At 36.7% G+C, this 16,746-nt stretch carries 15 protein-coding genes and 4 pseudogenes; 10 read left to right on the forward strand and 9 right to left on the reverse strand.

Features of this window, described 5'->3' with window-relative positions:
- Positions 1-116: 116 nt before the first annotated feature.
- Positions 117-659 carry an adenosylcobinamide amidohydrolase gene (locus SSOP1_RS08240; RefSeq protein WP_010923493.1) on the reverse strand — a complete coding sequence of 181 codons (543 nt, stop codon included), beginning with the start codon at positions 657-659 and terminating at the stop codon, positions 117-119.
- A gap of 176 nt (positions 660-835) precedes the next feature.
- Between SSOP1_RS08240 and SSOP1_RS08245 the strand changes: the two genes are divergently transcribed.
- Positions 836-2,260: an acyl-CoA synthetase family protein gene (locus tag SSOP1_RS08245; RefSeq protein ID WP_012715641.1), complete on the forward strand. Its 1,425-nt coding sequence runs from the start codon at positions 836-838 to the stop codon at positions 2,258-2,260.
- Positions 2,261-2,444: 184 nt separating this feature from the next.
- On the opposite strand, the gene SSOP1_RS08250 is transcribed toward SSOP1_RS08245, so the two are convergent.
- From SSOP1_RS08250 to SSOP1_RS18050, 3 genes and pseudogenes are all read right to left on the reverse strand, one after another.
- Positions 2,445-3,989 (reverse strand): AMP-binding protein, encoded by a 1,545-nt coding sequence (locus SSOP1_RS08250; RefSeq protein ID WP_009071333.1) that lies wholly within the window; start codon positions 3,987-3,989, stop codon positions 2,445-2,447.
- An 11-nt stretch (positions 3,990-4,000) separates the two neighbouring features.
- Positions 4,001-5,641: a DNA alkylation response protein gene (locus SSOP1_RS08255; protein WP_009071332.1), complete on the reverse strand. Its 1,641-nt coding sequence runs from the start codon at positions 5,639-5,641 to the stop codon at positions 4,001-4,003.
- 114 nt (positions 5,642-5,755) lie between these two features.
- A pseudogene (locus SSOP1_RS18050) lies at positions 5,756-5,917 on the reverse strand (IS1 family transposase); the annotation flags it as partial.
- On the opposite strand from SSOP1_RS18050, the pseudogene SSOP1_RS17660 reads away from it, so the two are divergent.
- The 4 genes and pseudogenes from SSOP1_RS17660 to SSOP1_RS08270 form a co-directional block, all read left to right on the forward strand.
- Positions 5,918-6,136: pseudogene (locus tag SSOP1_RS17660) on the forward strand (IS1 family transposase); the annotation flags it as partial.
- A gap of 178 nt (positions 6,137-6,314) precedes the next feature.
- Entirely contained in the window at positions 6,315-7,199 is an 885-nt protein-coding gene (locus SSOP1_RS08260; RefSeq protein ID WP_010923496.1) for a DUF4322 domain-containing protein, read from the forward strand.
- A 244-nt stretch (positions 7,200-7,443) separates the two neighbouring features.
- Complete coding sequence (gene glpK, locus SSOP1_RS08265) at positions 7,444-8,949, forward strand: glycerol kinase GlpK (protein WP_010923497.1); 1,506 nt, start codon at positions 7,444-7,446, stop codon at positions 8,947-8,949.
- Positions 8,950-9,819: an MIP/aquaporin family protein gene (locus SSOP1_RS08270; protein ID WP_010923498.1), complete on the forward strand. Its 870-nt coding sequence runs from the start codon at positions 8,950-8,952 to the stop codon at positions 9,817-9,819. It begins immediately after the preceding gene.
- A 57-nt stretch (positions 9,820-9,876) separates the two neighbouring features.
- On the opposite strand, the pseudogene SSOP1_RS18055 reads toward SSOP1_RS08270, so the two are convergent.
- Positions 9,877-10,325, reverse strand: a pseudogene (locus tag SSOP1_RS18055) (ISNCY family transposase); the annotation flags it as partial.
- 53 nt (positions 10,326-10,378) lie between these two features.
- Between SSOP1_RS18055 and SSOP1_RS08285 the strand changes: the two are divergent.
- A pseudogene (locus tag SSOP1_RS08285) lies at positions 10,379-11,499 on the forward strand (IS110 family RNA-guided transposase).
- A gap of 64 nt (positions 11,500-11,563) precedes the next feature.
- Positions 11,564-11,746: a DUF973 family protein gene (locus SSOP1_RS08290; RefSeq protein WP_231918327.1), complete on the forward strand. Its 183-nt coding sequence runs from the start codon at positions 11,564-11,566 to the stop codon at positions 11,744-11,746.
- Between the two features lie 647 nt (positions 11,747-12,393).
- Here the strand turns inward: SSOP1_RS08290 and SSOP1_RS08295 are convergent.
- The gene (locus SSOP1_RS08295) at positions 12,394-12,966 is read right to left on the reverse strand and encodes a metallophosphoesterase family protein (protein WP_010923505.1); all 573 of its coding nucleotides are present in this window, start codon (positions 12,964-12,966) and stop codon (positions 12,394-12,396) included.
- Positions 12,967-13,250: 284 nt separating this feature from the next.
- Here SSOP1_RS08295 and SSOP1_RS08300 point away from each other — a divergent pair, with 284 nt between their 5' ends.
- Positions 13,251-14,159, forward strand: a complete 909-nt coding sequence (locus SSOP1_RS08300; RefSeq protein WP_012713519.1) for a coiled-coil domain-containing protein — start codon at positions 13,251-13,253, stop codon at positions 14,157-14,159.
- A gap of 90 nt (positions 14,160-14,249) precedes the next feature.
- Here SSOP1_RS08300 and SSOP1_RS08305 read toward each other — a convergent pair whose 3' ends face one another.
- On the reverse strand, positions 14,250-14,879 hold the full coding sequence (locus SSOP1_RS08305; protein WP_010923507.1) for a pyroglutamyl-peptidase I: 630 nt from the start codon (positions 14,877-14,879) through the stop codon (positions 14,250-14,252).
- 76 nt (positions 14,880-14,955) lie between these two features.
- Between SSOP1_RS08305 and SSOP1_RS08310 the strand changes: the two genes are divergently transcribed.
- On the forward strand, positions 14,956-15,213 hold the full coding sequence (locus tag SSOP1_RS08310) for a thioesterase family protein (RefSeq protein ID WP_010923508.1): 258 nt from the start codon (positions 14,956-14,958) through the stop codon (positions 15,211-15,213).
- A gap of 301 nt (positions 15,214-15,514) precedes the next feature.
- On the opposite strand, the gene SSOP1_RS08315 is transcribed toward SSOP1_RS08310, so the two are convergent.
- Both SSOP1_RS08315 and SSOP1_RS08320 read right to left on the reverse strand, forming a co-directional pair.
- A complete protein-coding gene (locus tag SSOP1_RS08315) occupies positions 15,515-15,721 on the reverse strand; it encodes a PIN domain-containing protein (protein WP_010923509.1) in 207 nt (68 codons plus the stop codon).
- Positions 15,718-16,155, reverse strand: a complete 438-nt coding sequence (locus tag SSOP1_RS08320; protein WP_010923510.1) for a vitamin K epoxide reductase family protein — start codon at positions 16,153-16,155, stop codon at positions 15,718-15,720. Before SSOP1_RS08320 ends, SSOP1_RS08315 begins: the two co-directional genes overlap by 4 nt.
- A gap of 296 nt (positions 16,156-16,451) precedes the next feature.
- On the opposite strand from SSOP1_RS08320, the gene SSOP1_RS08325 reads away from it, so the two are divergent.
- Positions 16,452-16,739, forward strand: coding sequence for a hypothetical protein (locus tag SSOP1_RS08325; RefSeq protein WP_010923511.1), 288 nt, complete (start codon positions 16,452-16,454; stop codon positions 16,737-16,739).
- The last annotated feature ends 7 nt before the right edge of the window (positions 16,740-16,746 follow it).

Below are 16,746 nucleotides of genomic sequence, written 5' to 3' on the forward strand. Positions count from 1 at the left end.
AACTTATAAAGTCACTTATTTTGAATTTTTAATAGACCATCACCAAATCAGCCCTGAGACCACTCTTCACCTCTCAAGTCCTGCCCACTCATTCCTCTTCAACGAAATATAAAAACCTAATCGTCTCCTTTAAATAATAATTCAACAATAGTGTTTCTAATATCGTAGGCTATCTTTTTACCTAATTCAGTACCTGGGCCTATGAAATATTCGTTTCCAGGTAAAGAGCCAACTGCAATTGCATCACTTACAGTACCCGTAAACTTATATCCCAAATCCCTTAAAGCTCCAGCCTTAGCCTCTGTTACTGTTCTTATTAAGTCAACTAATCCATTAATGTTTAACCCTTTATCAACAAACACCCCAATATTAATAGTACAACCTGCATCCTCACCGCTTCTCCCAATTCCAGCACTGATGAAAAATTTACCCCAATCAGTTTCTTTAAAAGTGTAATTCTTTGCAGCAGTCATGAACATTATGGCAGATTTAGAGGGACACCAGTTAATTACATCTCCCCAAGGGTTACCACTACAATAACTTTTATCAACGAAAATACTACAAATTTGGTTAACTCTAATTATTCCTTCTGGATATAAAGCTGAAGTTAAAATTATGTACTCTTTTCCAAGATCAAACCTAACAATTTTTGGCTCCATTAATCAAAGGTTTATTATCAATCTTTAAATTAATTTAGGTTGAAACAACTATAGAGGGGTTTTTTGAATGTTTTTAACAAAATTAAAAATCGAACTTATAGGTATGACTACTCGAGGTAAGTTTCCCTTGAAAACGAATTTATAATTTTTTAAACTCTTTAAACATTAGAAGATTGATGTCTTCAGTTAAAAACGAATACGATGCAATTCATAGGGAATTACGAGAACAAGGTTTTATTAGAACTGATTATCCCCCAAATCCATCTGAAGTGTTATGGAATAAGAAGATAATGACAATGAAAAGAGAGGAAATCGATAAGTTAAAGACGTTTAGACTAAGAAGGATTATAAAGTGGGCATGGGAAAACATTGAGTTCTATAGAAGGTTTTGGAAATCTAAAAACTTCGAACCAGACATGATAAAGGACTGGAGGGATATCGCTAAAATACCGATATTGAGAAAAGATGAAATTAGGAAAGACCTACAGCAAAATCCTCCATTTGGTACAATTTTCCATCCAGAATTGGCTAATCACATAAGATTTGTTGGAGCGACTTCTGGCTCAACTGGATTACCTACCTTCCAAGGATGGGGGGCTTTGGAAATGGACTACTTCCAAGAAGCCCAGGCAAGGTACTTGTGGACTTTTGCCGAAGTTAAGCCAACTAAGGTTTACGCAAACTACCTAAACATGAGTGGCTTTTATAGTTGGGGGCCTCCGGTTGTTGAGACCGCAATGTGGAGATGTGGGGCAACTGTCATAGCTGGAGGTGGTGAGACATACTTCTCATGGAAGAATAGACACAACCTGATCTTCAAACTATGGAAAGTTGACGTATTCGCCACAACTCCTTGGCTACATAGATTAGTAGGAGAGGAGGCTAAAATTGAGGGTTGGGAAACTCCCTTCAAGGTTTTGCTACTTCACGGTGGTGCAGCTGCTGAAAACACTAAAAAGAAATTATTCAAGGTTCATCCAAATGCTGAATTAGCTATAAGTGTTTGGGGAACCACTGATGGACATATGGCTATTGAAGTTCCAAGCTTAGAAGGACAATTAGTAGTTTGGGAGGACATGGAGATATTTGATATTGTAGACCCTAAGACTGATGAACCAGTATCTGGGGGAGAAAGAGGTGAACTGATAGCGACCTTGTTAAATCACTTTACCATGCCTTTAATACGCTATAGTTTAGGAGATTACGTTAAGAATGACTTCCTGACCGATCCGGATCCTAAGTATGGTATAACTCACATGAGATTTGCTGAGCCAATACCAGGTAGGGTTGAGTGGATGTTCTTCGTTAAAGGGAAACTATTATTGCCAATTTACGTTGAGGACGCTGTGAATGAAATTCCAGACACTACTGGAATGTTTAACATTTTCATTTACGATAATAGTATGGATAAATTGAAGATTAGAATAGAGACAAGGAGGGAACAGGTTAATTCTACTTACGATAAGCAAGCCAGAGAGATATTAGCGAGCAGGATTGGGATTAACCCAGATGACGTTGAGATAGAGTGGGTAAAGCCTGGAAATACAATATGGACGGGCTACAAGTTGCAAGTGTTTGTTGACCAGAGGAAGAAGAAATAATTTTTCTTTTTACTTATTACTTTATTATACTAGAAATCAAAAATAATAATAGAAAAGTTCTTATGTAAATAGGCTCCGCCCTAATATAGATGGTACGATGTTTCTATCTGAAAGATGTTTTCAAAAATCGTCTTTTCACCACCATTTATAAGTTATAGTATTTTCATGAAATTACATCCTATTATCACCATTTAGTTCTCTCTTTTAAAACTTTTTTGTTAACCTTTCCAGTGCTGGTTAGGGGTAAATCATCTACAATAACTATATCATCTGGAACCCACCATTTTGGTATCAAACCTTGAGTTGAAGCACTTCTTAAATGGCTGATTATGTTTTCTTTTAAATTTGATCCCTTACCTTTGACTAATGCTATAGGTCTTTCTCCCCATTTTTCATCTATTCTACCTATTACAGCAACGAGATCTACTCCACTTACTTCAGATATTATTGACTCAATTATACTAGGTATTATCCACTCTCCTCCACTCTTTATTAAGTCCTTCTCCCTATCCAAGATTCTTATAGTATGGTAGTCATCTATAATCATAGCTATATCTCCAGTTTTGAACCAACCATCCTCGTAGGAAGATTTAGTATTCTCTAGATCGTTAAGATACTCACCAGGTAGCCAAGGTGTTTTAACCCATAAATGTCCTATCTCTCCTACTTTAGCCTCTTTACCGTCTGGCTTAACTACTTTCAATTCCACGAAAGGAAGAGGATGAGTATATACTCTCGCGTAATCTTCGATGCTTTGTATATTGGTATTTGCGGGAATGATAGTAATTGAAATTGCTAACATATCTGTTCCACCATATATTGATGCAAAAGATACTCCACTTTCTTTTAACTTCTTAGCCAGATTAGATGATATTGGAGAACCACCTATCAAAGTTTTTAAGCCATTTAGTTGCCCTTGTTTGGCTGCGCTTAGTAACATATACATCATTGTGGGGACAGCGTTAAGCCAGGTTACCTTTTCCTTTTCTATTATTTCCAATGTTTTTATTGGCTCAAATTTTCCACTTGTGACGTATTTAGCGCCTAGGTAAGTAGCGTGAAATAGTGAACCCCATGACCATAAATGATAATATGGTATAAGACCTAATATGATATCGTTGTTCTTCAACGAAGAAGGGCTATTGTAAAGTGATAGCTGGTGCACCATACCTATTGCTCCATGAACCGTTTTTTCATTAGTATACATAACCGCTTTAGGTAACCCTGTTGTACCTGACGTAAATAAGATAGAGTATGGATCACTTCCTTTAACGTAAATTTCGGGTTCCTTAACTAGTTTTCTACTTACCAAATCATCATAAGTTATCTTAGTATCATTGGAATCTATACTAATAATTTTCTCCTTAGTGAAGTCCTTAAATAAGAATATGAAATCTTTTGAAGCGAATAACCATTCTACCCTAGCGTGTTTAATTGTATAAAGTAATTGATCGTAGGGTAGTTTGACATTAACTGGATATATTATTGTACCTATTAAGCTAGAAGCGAATAATAGCTCAACGAATTTAAGGGTGTTATAATCTGCAACCCCTATTATACTTCCCTTAGATATTCCAATCGATAACATTGAGTTAGATATACCTATTATTCTTTCATAAGTCTCCTTATATGACTGTCTAACATTGCGAAAAGGATCTACTATTTCCTTATCTGGCGCCATAGTTACAGCCCTTTTAAGAAGCGAGAATACGGTAAAACCCTCTTGCATTTCCAAAACCTCTATTTCATCTCTTCCATATTTATGAGCTCACGTATCTCAGATATATAATCTCGTAGAATGCTTCTACCCATTAGAAATCTCTCATAGTAGATCTTCGACAACATTGTGAATCGCTCAATACCCAACTTACGGCCCATATGGGATAGTAATATCACGGAAATACCATGCCCTAAAGTTAATAGTAAATCTTTTGAGTAAAACTGCATCTCATATTCTCTGTAAGTTAGGAGCGTGGTGGCCTTATCTTTGATGAAATCAAGCGTTTTGGAAGCTATCTCATCCTTTGCTTCATTTACAATCCCTTCCAAGTCCCTTATTAGTTGTCTATGTGCTTCCTTCTTCACCATGGCTTCGAGCATCTCTAAAGCCTGAATGTTTCCAGTCCCTTCCCAAATTGGAGTTATAAGCGCTTCTCTGTGAAGTCTTTCTATAGGAAACTCTTCGAGAAATCCAATTCCTCCATGAATCTCCATTGCCATTCTTGATACTTGAGATGCTATTTCAGCTGTAATATGCTTAGAAATATGAGTCAATAGACGCGCATAATGGTACTGCTCATTGTAGAAAGGTGGCATAGCTTTCCAAGATTTTTGGAACTGATCTATTGCCTTAAAAGTTACTACCATACCTCCTTCAATCATGAGCTCCATTTCAAGTAAATCTTTCTGAATTAGGGGATGTTCAATTAATGCCTTACCAAAAGCTTTTCTGGATTGCGAATAATAATAGGATTCGAGAAAAGACTTCCTCGCTATACCTAAAGCCCCTACAGCATTGGATAATCTTGATACCATAAGATCCTCAGTTATGTAATATATCCCATATTCCTTTTCTCCTATAAGATAAGCCTCTGAACTGTTAAACTCCACCTCTCCAGTTGGCACACTGTTTGTTCCACTTTTTCTCTTAAGTCTTCTTATCAAAAAATTCTTTTCACCTTTATTGTTCTTTTTAGGAACTAGGAATAGGGAAAGGCCTTTAGCCCCACTCTTACTTCCCATAGGTCTAGCACTTACTAACGCTAAATCAGCCAACCCGACACCGCTAGCGAAATATTTAGTATTTCCTTTTAATAGCCAATACTTACCGTTAAATTCAGCCTCCACTAAATTAGATCCTAAGTCACTTCCACCTTGAATCTCAGTGAACCACGTAGCTCCGAAAAGCAACTCATCTGAATCTCCTATTAGATAGGGAACGTATTTCTTTAGTTCCTCGCTACCGTATTTATAGAGAGCGTATGCGGTCTGATTGGTAATTGTAAGTATGCATGCTATACCTGGATCAGAAACTAGATATATTGAAGCGTAGTGCTTATGCCAATTTTCCTCTTTATATGGAAATTTATTAATATCGAAATCTTTGATTAGCCTTTTAATAGCTGCCCTTAGAGAAGGATCAATCCATACTTCATCTACTCTCTCCCCATTTACGCTCCACATTACGTGTATGGGTCTAGCTCTCTTATCTACATGTTCCGCAATTTCATATAACTCTCCCCCTGCAAACTCACCTAATTTTGAGAAGTCTGCTTTCACATCAAAATATTCCAAAATCTTTTGTAATGGTTTATCAATATTAAAATGATTTTTGCCATACGCACTAGATATATATGAGAAAGGACTATTACCCTTACTCATAGTCTATATTTATTCTTATATAACTTATAAGCGTATAGTACTTTAGGAATGTGAATTACCTCACCCTCATGGTAGACCCAGAAATTACTTCTTAAAAATAAATTTGTAATATTAGTAATCCACTTTACCAGTAGTGAAGAAAGGCGTACCATCAGTTAAGGCGTTCCACATCCAAAAGTTTTCCCTCTTAGGACAGTGCCTAACATAAGTCTAACTCTCGCCAAGAACAATAAATTTTGCAGTAAAATTCCTTAATTGATCTTGAAGAATTGATAGACTTTCCGCTTCCTCCGGAATTCTCTCCCTAAGAGTGAGGTTAATTACACTGATGATTACTCTGTTCATCAAGTTCTTGATAATCGTGTTGCGAGTAAGAAATACGCTATCGAGAGTTATAATTCTTATTGTAGGTCCCACTTTGCTATATTAGCTAGGGATACTAAGGTCAATAGGGTGAGAGGATTGTTGATTATAGTCTTGTTGAACGTCATGTACCTTGTTCAAGGTAGTCTTCTCCCTTGACGGTAGACCCAAAATCATTTTACAAAATACTTTCGATAAGGTAATATTAGTTTTGCAGAAGATAAATGGAATTTATAACAATATAAAGAGTTCAACAAATTGAAGAAAGGCTTAAGGTGAAAAAGACTGTATTATCACAAGATGAACCACGATGATAACACTTGATCTTCCCCACCAAAATAACACTCAACAAATAGGGTATAAATTACTTTCCATATTAGACTTCCAAGGGAAAAAGGCAGAGAACCTAGAGACGCTGAAGGGAGAGAAGGAAATAGACATTTCAATAGACTGGACCACCAAAACCTGGTACGGGAAACCGGTGGAAGTAAGCTCGGAAAAGGGAAACTCATGGAACTACGCCACTGAAATGACTAAACATAATGGGAAAGTGCTCCTACTGGCTTTCGTCACACAAGTAAACGAGATGACCAAGGACTACATCGTGAAGATCCTCGTGGAGCAGGTTACTGCAATGGGGTTCAAGATAAGGTTGATAACTCTTGACGCAGGTTTCTACACAGTTGATGTGCTCAATTTCATTTCACAGTTTAAGTATATAATTGCTGTGCCTGTTGGGGACATGAAGGTTTATGAGGAGTTTGATGGAGAGTATATGACAAATAGTAAGAGGCATAGGAGGGATGAGCAGGTTAAGTTCAGGCTTTTGGTCTATGGTAGGGAGAAGATTAAGAGGAAGAAGGTTGTTTACTTTGCTAGGGGGACTAATCTCGACCTACCGAAGAAGGAGGCGTTAAAGTTGTACGACAAGGTAAGGAGTCCCATAGAGACTTCTTACCGGAACATCAAGGCCCTCCTTCCCTTCACCAGTTCCACTAAGTTCGTCTTCCACATGTTGATCTTCGTTTTAGCCATGATCTTCTACTCCCTGTACACCGTATTTAAGGGTATGGCGAGAAGGGAAGAGTTCAGGTTATTACTAATTCTTTTGTTTCCTGGTGATTTATTCAATCTAGAAAATTCTCTATTTAAGCTACTAGAAACACTTATTAATACAATAGATTTATTTTTGTAAAATGATTTTGGGTCTACCGCAGAGAGGCGAGGCTTTCCGCCCCCTTAACCTCCAATTTTAGTAAATAAGCCGTTAGCTTCTCCTCCAATTACTACCACTGTAGTTCTCATTTTCATAGGATTACATCTGACTGATATTTATTAACGTTATCCTAAATTTTATTTATGGAGAATGCATTGTATCATCTTTATAAACTTAACTTCACAATTAAATATTAAAATTTAAATATATGTATACATAAATAATGAATACTATGTCACATAAGTTTGTTCTAGCCCTAGATGAGGGTACTACAAGTGCTAGGGCTATACTCTTCGATAGTGACTTAAACATAGTAAACATAGGGCAATATGAATTCCCGCAGTACTATCCTCAACCTGGCTATGTGGAACATGACCCTGAGGAAATATGGGAAGCTCAAATGTTAGCCGTAAAAAAGGCTATAAGTAAAATAGATGCTAAACAAATAGTAGCAATAGGGATAACAAACCAAAGGGAGACAACGGTATTATGGGATGCTAAAAGCGGTAAACCGGTTTACAATGCAATTGTATGGCAGGATAGAAGAACTTCTCCAATAACGGACTGGCTAAAAGCAAATTACTTTAAAATGATAAAGGACAAAACTGGGTTAGTTCCAGACCCTTACTTTAGTGCATCTAAGATAAAGTGGATACTTGATAATGTGCCCAATGTTAGGGAGAAAGCAGAAAGAGGAGAAATTAAGTTCGGGACCCTAGATACTTATTTAATCTGGAGGCTTACTAACGGAAAAGCTCATGTAACTGATTACTCTAACGCTTCTAGAACAATGCTTTTTAATATAAATAAATTAGAATGTGATAGAGAAATCTTAGAACTTCTAAAAATACCCGAATCTATATTGCCAGAGGTTAAACCATCAAGTGAAATTTACGGTTACAGTGAGGCGTTAGGAAACTTAATACCTATATCTGGGGACGCAGGAGACCAACAAGCAGCTTTATTCGGTCAAGTAGCGTTTAACGTAGGTGAGATAAAAGCTACTTATGGTACCGGTAGTTTCATTTTAATGAATATAGGCAATAACCCAATACGATCAGAAAACCTCTTAACTACAATAGCTTGGGGTCTTGAGAAGAATAAGGCAACGTATGCATTAGAGGGGAGTATATTCATAACTGGTGCAGCTGTACAATGGTTTAGGGACGGCTTACGGGCAATAGACGTTTCAGATGAGATTGAACCTTTAGCCTCAAATGTGGAAGATAATGGCGGTGTCTATTTCGTTCCAGCTTTTGTTGGATTGGGAGCTCCTTACTGGGATCCATATGCTAGAGGTCTCATAATAGGCATAACTAGAGGAACTACTAAAGCTCATATAGCTAGGGCTATTTTAGAATCAATGGCCTATCAAACTAGAGATGTAATTGAGGTAATGCAAAAGGAATCCGGCATCAGTATAAATTCGCTTAAGGTTGACGGAGGTGCAGCTAAGGATAACCTTTTAATGCAATTCCAAGCTGATATATTAGGTATTAAGGTAATCAGACCTAAAGTTATGGAAACTACTTCTATGGGAGTTGCAATGCTAGCAGGTTTAGGTGTAGGCTTATGGAACTCTTTAGAGGAATTAAGGAGCATATGGAAGGTTGATAAGGAATTCATTCCAAGTATGAGTGAGGAGAAAAGGAGGGCATTGTACTCTGGGTGGAAGGAGGCTGTAAAGAGAGCTATGGGATGGGCTAAAGTTGTAGGAGGTCAAGTTTAAATGTCTGTGGTTTTGAAGGACTCTTTATGGAGATATTTCGCTGAATTTGTAGGAACTTTCATACTAATACTATTCGGAGATGGTGCTATAGTAGCCTCAACACTAAGTAGCCAACCCAGTTTCGGATTTATTATGGTAAGCTGGGGATTTGGAATAGTGTTAGCGATTTATGCTGTTGGTCCAATTAGCGGAGCTCATATAAACCCTAATGTAACGTTAGCGTTTGCTGTAACTAAGCGTATTAAGTGGGTTGATGTGATTCCTTACATCGTTTTCCAGATTTTAGGGGCTGCTGCAGCTACAAGCGTATTATTGGTATGGTGGGGAGATGTAATAACCAGAATAGATCCCCCACCTTTTCTATACGCTGATATAGGAGCGGCTTTCTTTACTCAATATCCTGAGCCCGGTTTTTGGCCTCAATACTGGCCTAAAAGCTATTTACCTAACGTTAGTAGCGCAGGTATTTTATACTCTCAAGTAAATCAAATATTTCCCTTATGGAAGGGAGCCTTTGCTGAGGCATTAATGACCTTTTTGTTACTGTTGATAGTAGTAGCAGTTACGGATCCAGATTCACCCTTCTATAGCCAGTCATTAGCTCCGTGGGCAATAGGTATTGGATATGTAATGCCCTTCTTACTTTTCGAAGCTCAGTTAACGGGAGGGATGATAAATGAGGCTAGAAGTTGGGGACCTATGCTTGCTTTATATCTATTCGGTTATAGAACTGGTGCATTTAACTTTAGGGGAGAGTACTTCTATGTTTATGGTATTCCAGATTTTATAGGGGGCATACTTGGAGCTCTGTTCTGGGACCATGTATTAAAGCCTTATCTTAGGTTCGTAAAAAACATTAACAAAAAGTAGTGATTTTTATCAGTATAATAATAAGACTTTTTTTAACTCAGTTCTATGCTTAGCAGTTTATGTTTTTCTCTTACGTTTAAACAATTTCTTTATCTCTCCAGATGCTTGGTAAATACTTTTTATCAATCTAGCAATTCTCTTGGCCCCTAGGTTTAAACCCGTGAAGTACTTGAGCAAGAGAACAACCAACAAGGAAAAAGCCTTCAAAATTATAAAACCCTTGTTCCTAAACCAAGTTAAGAAAGAGCTCTTCTCCATACCCAAGGCCTTAAGCTCCCTAATCAAAACCTCGATATCCCGTCTATTCTCCCGACTAGTGATAATATCCTCTCAGTATCATTAAGGTTAGTGGAGAAGAAGTACCTCTTACCCAAACCCTTATAATCCTCCACTACAAGCAATTTTATGGGAATACCTTGGTATTCCACAAGGTATTTCCCTTTGGGGAACTCACCAACTGGCACGTGTCTGCCACCCTCGACAAGACGTGAGTTAGCCTTGAGTTCCTATATAGGTTTTATTAGTCGGGGAGAGTAATACTCTCCTCGGCTGGGGAAACATGGTCGAGACACTATCTGAAGCAAAGTCTTCGGGTGGGGGCGTGACTCACCCCTACCGTCGGACTGAACATTATGATAAAATTCACGGATATAGGCATTACATGCCATGCCTCTAACAAGCCTACGTTTGCAACCGTAGGAGGTGTGACAAAGAGGTAGGGGTAATAGGAATAGATATATCAAAGGATCACCTAATTACAAGTAGGGGGAGGGTGAGAAGATACGAGAACAACTTGAAGGGTTATGAGGAAATCCTCAAGATGAAACCTTGTACAATAGTCCTAGAGCCTACCGGAGTATACGCAATAAGATCTAGCCAATACTTCAAGGAGAAAGGAATAAAAGTACTACAAGTAAGCCCAAACATGTTATCAAGAGAAAAGGAGTTTAGGGGAAAGAAAACAGATTTTTACGATGCTGAAAAATTAGAAAACATGGTTGATAAGGCAAAGGAATATGAGTATAACCCCTTAAGAGAACTAGTAACACTTTACCTCTTCCTCAATGACATAGAAGTAAACTACAGGAACAGGCTAAAGAGGCACTATTCCTAGTAAGCGACAACAACAAGATAAGCAAGGAAAGGTTAGAAAAACTCGCAATGGGTGACTTTACACAAGAAGAACTATACCAACTAGAATACACACCAATAGTAGTTGAAGAAATCAAAGTCCTAGCAAAAACACTCCTAGAAACGCAAGAGAGATTGAAAGAAGTTAGGAGGATGATCGAGGAACAAGTACCGGATAATCACGTTTTATTAACAATCCCGGGAATTGGGAGGCTTGCAGCTGGTATTATTATTGGTATTGTTGGTGATATTAGGCGTTTTCCTAAACCAGAGTCCTTTGTGGCTTATTGTGGTTTAGATCCCGTAGTTGAGAGGAGTGGAAGAGCTGTAATAAGTAGGGGGATTTCCAAGAGGGGTAATAAGTACTTGCGTAGCTTGTTCTACTTTTTGGCAGTGAGGAATTATTCTAGGAACCCTACTTTGCTGAAGTTTTATGAGACACACAAGGATAGGTTGAAAGGTAGGAAGTTGTATGTTGCTTTGGCTAGGAAGTTGGCAAGGATTATATGGAGTGTTTGGTATAATAATAGGCCTTATGAGCCTAAATAAGTAAGCCCTCCCCCGAATCGCCACGTGGGTTGAAAGGACCCACGTGGCAATCTTAGTTGACACTATGCTTGAAGTTTGGCCGAAAGGTTTATTACTGAACGCCCCCGTAAAGTTAAATCCCGCTAATAATAATGTAACAGTGATCTTTCCTCCATTAAGTGGAATGATTCCTAAGAATAATTACAATTTAATCCTAACATTGTCTAACGGACAGAGTATAAAAATCGTGGTGATATATAAAATTTGATAAAATTTTGAAATTTTAGGTAAACATATTATCATTGGGAAATTTGATAGCGGCATTTTTGAGGTAAAAATTATTTTCATGTAAAAATGTATGGATTATAGTTCTTGACGCTGAAGATTACGCCAATTCATGAAAGTATTATTTGTAGTTTATGACAATATTATTAATGTTAACAATAATTTTGCTACTCCAGTATAAATCATACAAAGTATTAATTCAGTTTACATTTGTGATAAAATTTATTCATTGCTAAAGAGAGAATTTTATAATTTTTTAAATTTTATATGAAATAAAACATTAAAGGGAACTATTTCAGAGGAATCTAAACTAAATTTTAAATGAATATAATTGCTCAAGTTATACATAGTGCCATCACTGAGCTACAAATTAATTAGATTAACAGATCTTCATAAAGAGAAGACGTTAAACTGACATACTTATATACGTTTGGAATATTAGAAAGAAAATTTATAGCTTAATGTCAGACTCTATGATCCCTTAAGGGGTGCCGTAGCGGAATTGAAAGTAATTAAAAGTAAGGAGAAGTTACGGCACGGGTAAACTCCTATCTTTTGATAATTCATTTTAAGCTTGATTCATCCATATTCTGAACATTTTATAGTTGATATTGAACCCTATATCATTTTTTAAATTTTACTCTGAACTAATTTAATGTTACCATTATCTAATACAACGTAGCCCCTATCATTGTATAAATTGATTACATTAGACAAAGTACCTGCATTTACGCAATTAATCGTCTTAAAAAATCTTAATGCATGAGAGTGACCTAATATAATCGTGTCTTTGAAATTTCTAAGCATAATTCTAAAAAATATACAGAAGAGTAAAGGTGGAATATTATCGTTCATTTTCTTTAACACTTTAGCTAGACTATATTCATTATTTTCGTTAAAGTATTGATGACCATGAAGTAGAATGAAACGCTTACCATTATTCTTAATCTTAATCAAATCAAAATCTCCTCTAAACTTGTCTTCGTCGCCTTTAACGTAGATTATATTCTTTCTAATTTTTAACTTGTCAATAAAGTTCCTATAATCCTCACTTTTAGAGACAATTATATCCCCTAAAAGAACTGTTAGTGAGGGTCTCTCAGACAGCATTATTTTATTTATCTCATCGATATCGCAATACGGATAATGAATGTCAGATAGCACCAAAATCTTACCGTCCCATTCAATGGAAATTTTTCTCAAACTTTTTATCCCTATGGTATGATTATAATCTGTGGTAAAAAAATGAAAGTATATTTAGAAGATATATACATTTCAGCCAAGACTACGACACCATAAACATGACTCTCACTAAAAAACCCCCACCACATTACAATCCTTCCTATTCAATATTATGAGATAAGATCCAGAATTATGCTTCGCACACAAGAAGCTACCCTACCTCACTCCAGCGTACTTAACATCCACTGGCTTTAGCTTTATCTACCTCCACATTATTTATAAGCCTTTAAACGAAACGATTAAATATGAGTGGAAAGATTGCCGATGAGATCCTTAACAATCCACAATTACTTTCAGCCTTAGCTGATAAAATATATGACAAGCTTAAGGATGAAATAGTTATAAAGAAATTAGAAGAAACGATTGCTAACGTAAAAGCCTTACAAGAGGAAGTTAAGAGACAAGGAGAAGCAATATCTTCGTTACAGAACACGGTGAATAAGCATACGGAAGCAATAACATCACTTCAAGAAGCTGTCAAAAAGCAAGGAGAGGCAATTCAATCTCTCCAAGAAGCAGTAAAGTCATTACAAGAGACGGTGAATAAGCATACGGAAGCAATAACATCACTTCAAGAAGCTGTCAAAAAGCAAGGAGAGGCAATTCAATCTCTCCAAGAAGCAGTAAAGTCATTACAAGAGACGGTGAATAAGCATACGGAAGCAATAACATCACTTCAAGAAGCTGTCAAAAAGCAAGGAGAGGCAATCGAAGGTCTGCAGAAGGCAGTACGCAAATTACAAAGAGCCGTTATGAAACTTTCAGTAGAAGTGGGAAGTTTCACTAATAGGGCGGGAAAAGGAATGGAAAGGACAATGCTAAAACTTTATAAAAAGGCTTTAGAGCTACACGGAGTTGATCCTAAGAGAGTAGTACATGGTATGATAAAAGATGAAGAGGGAGTAATAGAGAAAGGCAAGGTGTTTGAGGTTGACTTTTACGAAACCAATGATTACGTTTACGTATTTGAAATAAAGAATTTAGCAGACAAAGGGGCTTACGATCAAATTATCATAAGGAAAAAGTTGTTCTATACTAAGTATAAGGATAAGAAGATAAAAATATTCCTTGTAGCAAACTATGTAGACAAAAAGGTAAAGAAGAAGCTTGAAGAGGAAGGGGTAGAAATTATAGCTTCTCACATAATAAAATGATCTAGACTTTTCAAAACCTTCATAAGGGTATTTCAATAGTCAAAAATAACACAAACTTCACAATTTACTGTAAACTGTTGACAACGACAACTAGGAGAAGGTAAGATTCTCTTTTTTATTTGTTAATATAAATTCCATTGATAACCTTATTCCCCTTATCATAGTATCTAAACTCATAGATGGAATAGGTCGTTGTATTCTCGCGGCATATGACTCGTGTAAGGGAACGTGAATGAAACCACCTAAGCTATTGTACTTTCTAGCTTCCCTAATTATGATGTACATTGCGTTATTACACAGATAGCTACCAGCACTTAAGCTCAATTCAGCTGGTATTCCGTTTTCATTCAATAAGTCTACGAGGTCCTCAACTGGTATATTCGTAAAGATACCGTCTTGCCCTAAGGGGTCAATCTTCTCTCCCTTGTACTTCTTCCCAGCGTTATCTCCTTCCCTTGAGTACTTGTAGTTTATGGCTATCTTCTCTGGAGTTATCTTCGCCCTACCCGGGGCTACACCAATTCCTAAAGTTAATATTGGTTTCATCTCTCTAATTTTCGTAACTATTAAATCCTCTATCTTCTCATACTCAACTGGCAATATCACACCTTTGACCTCTTCCTTTAATATGGTACTTCCATTTAAGGCTTCAACAATTAACTGAGATGGATTTTCCTTGTATTCCAAAAAGGGTTCGAAGCCAAACAAGAGGACTGTCATACTATCTCTTTAACGCTTAGACTATTAACTTTATTTTTCATTTTCCCTCTCTTCTCTCATTAAGGTTGGGGAGAGTTTGGAAAAGGTCTTTCTAATTAGGCAAGAACATTCATCAGTTGTAGTTGGAAGTGGTAACGTTAACGTTTTATCAACTCCCTTGATGATTGCCTTTATGGAAAACGTGGCCCTTGAGCTAGCTCAAAAGTATTTGGAAAAGGGGAAGACTACTGTGGGATATCACGTAGATGTTAAGCACTTAATGCCCATTAGTATTGGAAGAAAATTAAAGAGGGCAACTCTAATTGAGGTTTTTAATGGTAAAGAGTCGAAATAGAAGGTTAAGGCCTTTTACGAGGATAAGAAAATGGTGAGGGACTCACGAGAGGTCAATTGGTGAAGAAAGCTAGTTCATGAAGAGGGTTTTATGATGCTTTTTAGCCTCTAAAACTTTGGCGTAATTGTATTTAATATCTAACGTCTCCACGTTTACTGTTAGTAAATCCTCAGTGTTATAACTGATCTTACCTACGTCTTTTCCCTCAAATTCCAGGTATAAGACCTTTCTAAAACCCTTATTGAAACTGTATTGAGGGTAATAGCTTAAGCAATGTAAGAACTCACCCGTATCGTATTGTTTATTCGTAACTCTCTAGCGTTATTGTTTTCAAGTTTAACGAAATGTTTGAAGCCAGGTTTTTATCCATTGTAACTAGAACTACGTTATTTGGTAGGGCCGACTTAAGCTTTTTAACTTCATTCATTACTTCAACGTCTCCAATTTTACTCAATCTCTCCTCAAGTTGCGGTATTAGGGCTAAGTGAACGCTTTTGAAAGTAGTCATACCTTGAACTTAATCACGGAGAGGATTAGAACGCTGAAAATTGAGACATGTGCTAAAGTACATACTATACACATGTGTCCTAACAAGAATATTTCAGTATATATTAAATAAACCGATATGATGGAGGCTATAATACTCAGTAGGGAAATTACGTAACCAATTATGTTCTTTACTGTCCCCTTTACGACAAGTAATGAGAGTACTATTATGGCTGAAAAGTAGGCCATTCCGTAGTAGTACAATTTTATCCCTAGAAACGTTGAGTATATGCTGTTTTCCACTGATGAGCAACTTATCACGGAATTTATGGTACAACTGTTCCTACTTATCACGTCTAAGCTAAAGGATAGGTAAGAGTAGATCATTGTGCTTAGTCCTAAGAGACCAAAGAGGAGAAATAGATAATCGATTTTGTTACCTTTCAAGATAATCACAGTAAGTATTAGCTAAAAAAGTAATTAAAGATGCGTTCGAATTAGTTGAAAATAATCTTTTATGAGACTGATTCTAGAAATACAATAGCGTTTTGTTATTAACAATAGCTCTTGGTTTAGTGGATTGATAATTTAAGAGCGTTTAGCTAGTATTAATTACAATTTTGAAGCGAATTATAAAAAAGTCCAATAGAAACACAAAAATTAAAAACACTCTTCTTAAAGTTAAAACTTTTGTTAACTCTGGCCTCTCTTGATGCTTCCTCTAAACTTTTACCTTTAGTCTCTGGGATGGAATGTGGATTAATGTAGCTCCGGAACCTATAAATGCAGTTGCGGGGCATTCTTCGGCAACAGACGTAGGCGGTACGACACCTATACCATCATATTATGCAGAAACCGGTTTAACATTATTCCATAACGTGTTCATAAACTATTGGTATAACCCGTATGCATGGTATTTCAGTATAGGGACTCCACAAGATTATAGTGCTCATGGATTAAACTATAAACAGTTATCTGAGGGACAGAGTTATAATACAATAAACGGTCTAAACTACGCTTTGTATTGGATCTCACCATAAGATATTT

The organism is Saccharolobus solfataricus (assembly GCF_900079115.1).
Taxonomy (GTDB): Archaea; Thermoproteota; Thermoprotei_A; order Sulfolobales; family Sulfolobaceae; genus Saccharolobus; species Saccharolobus solfataricus.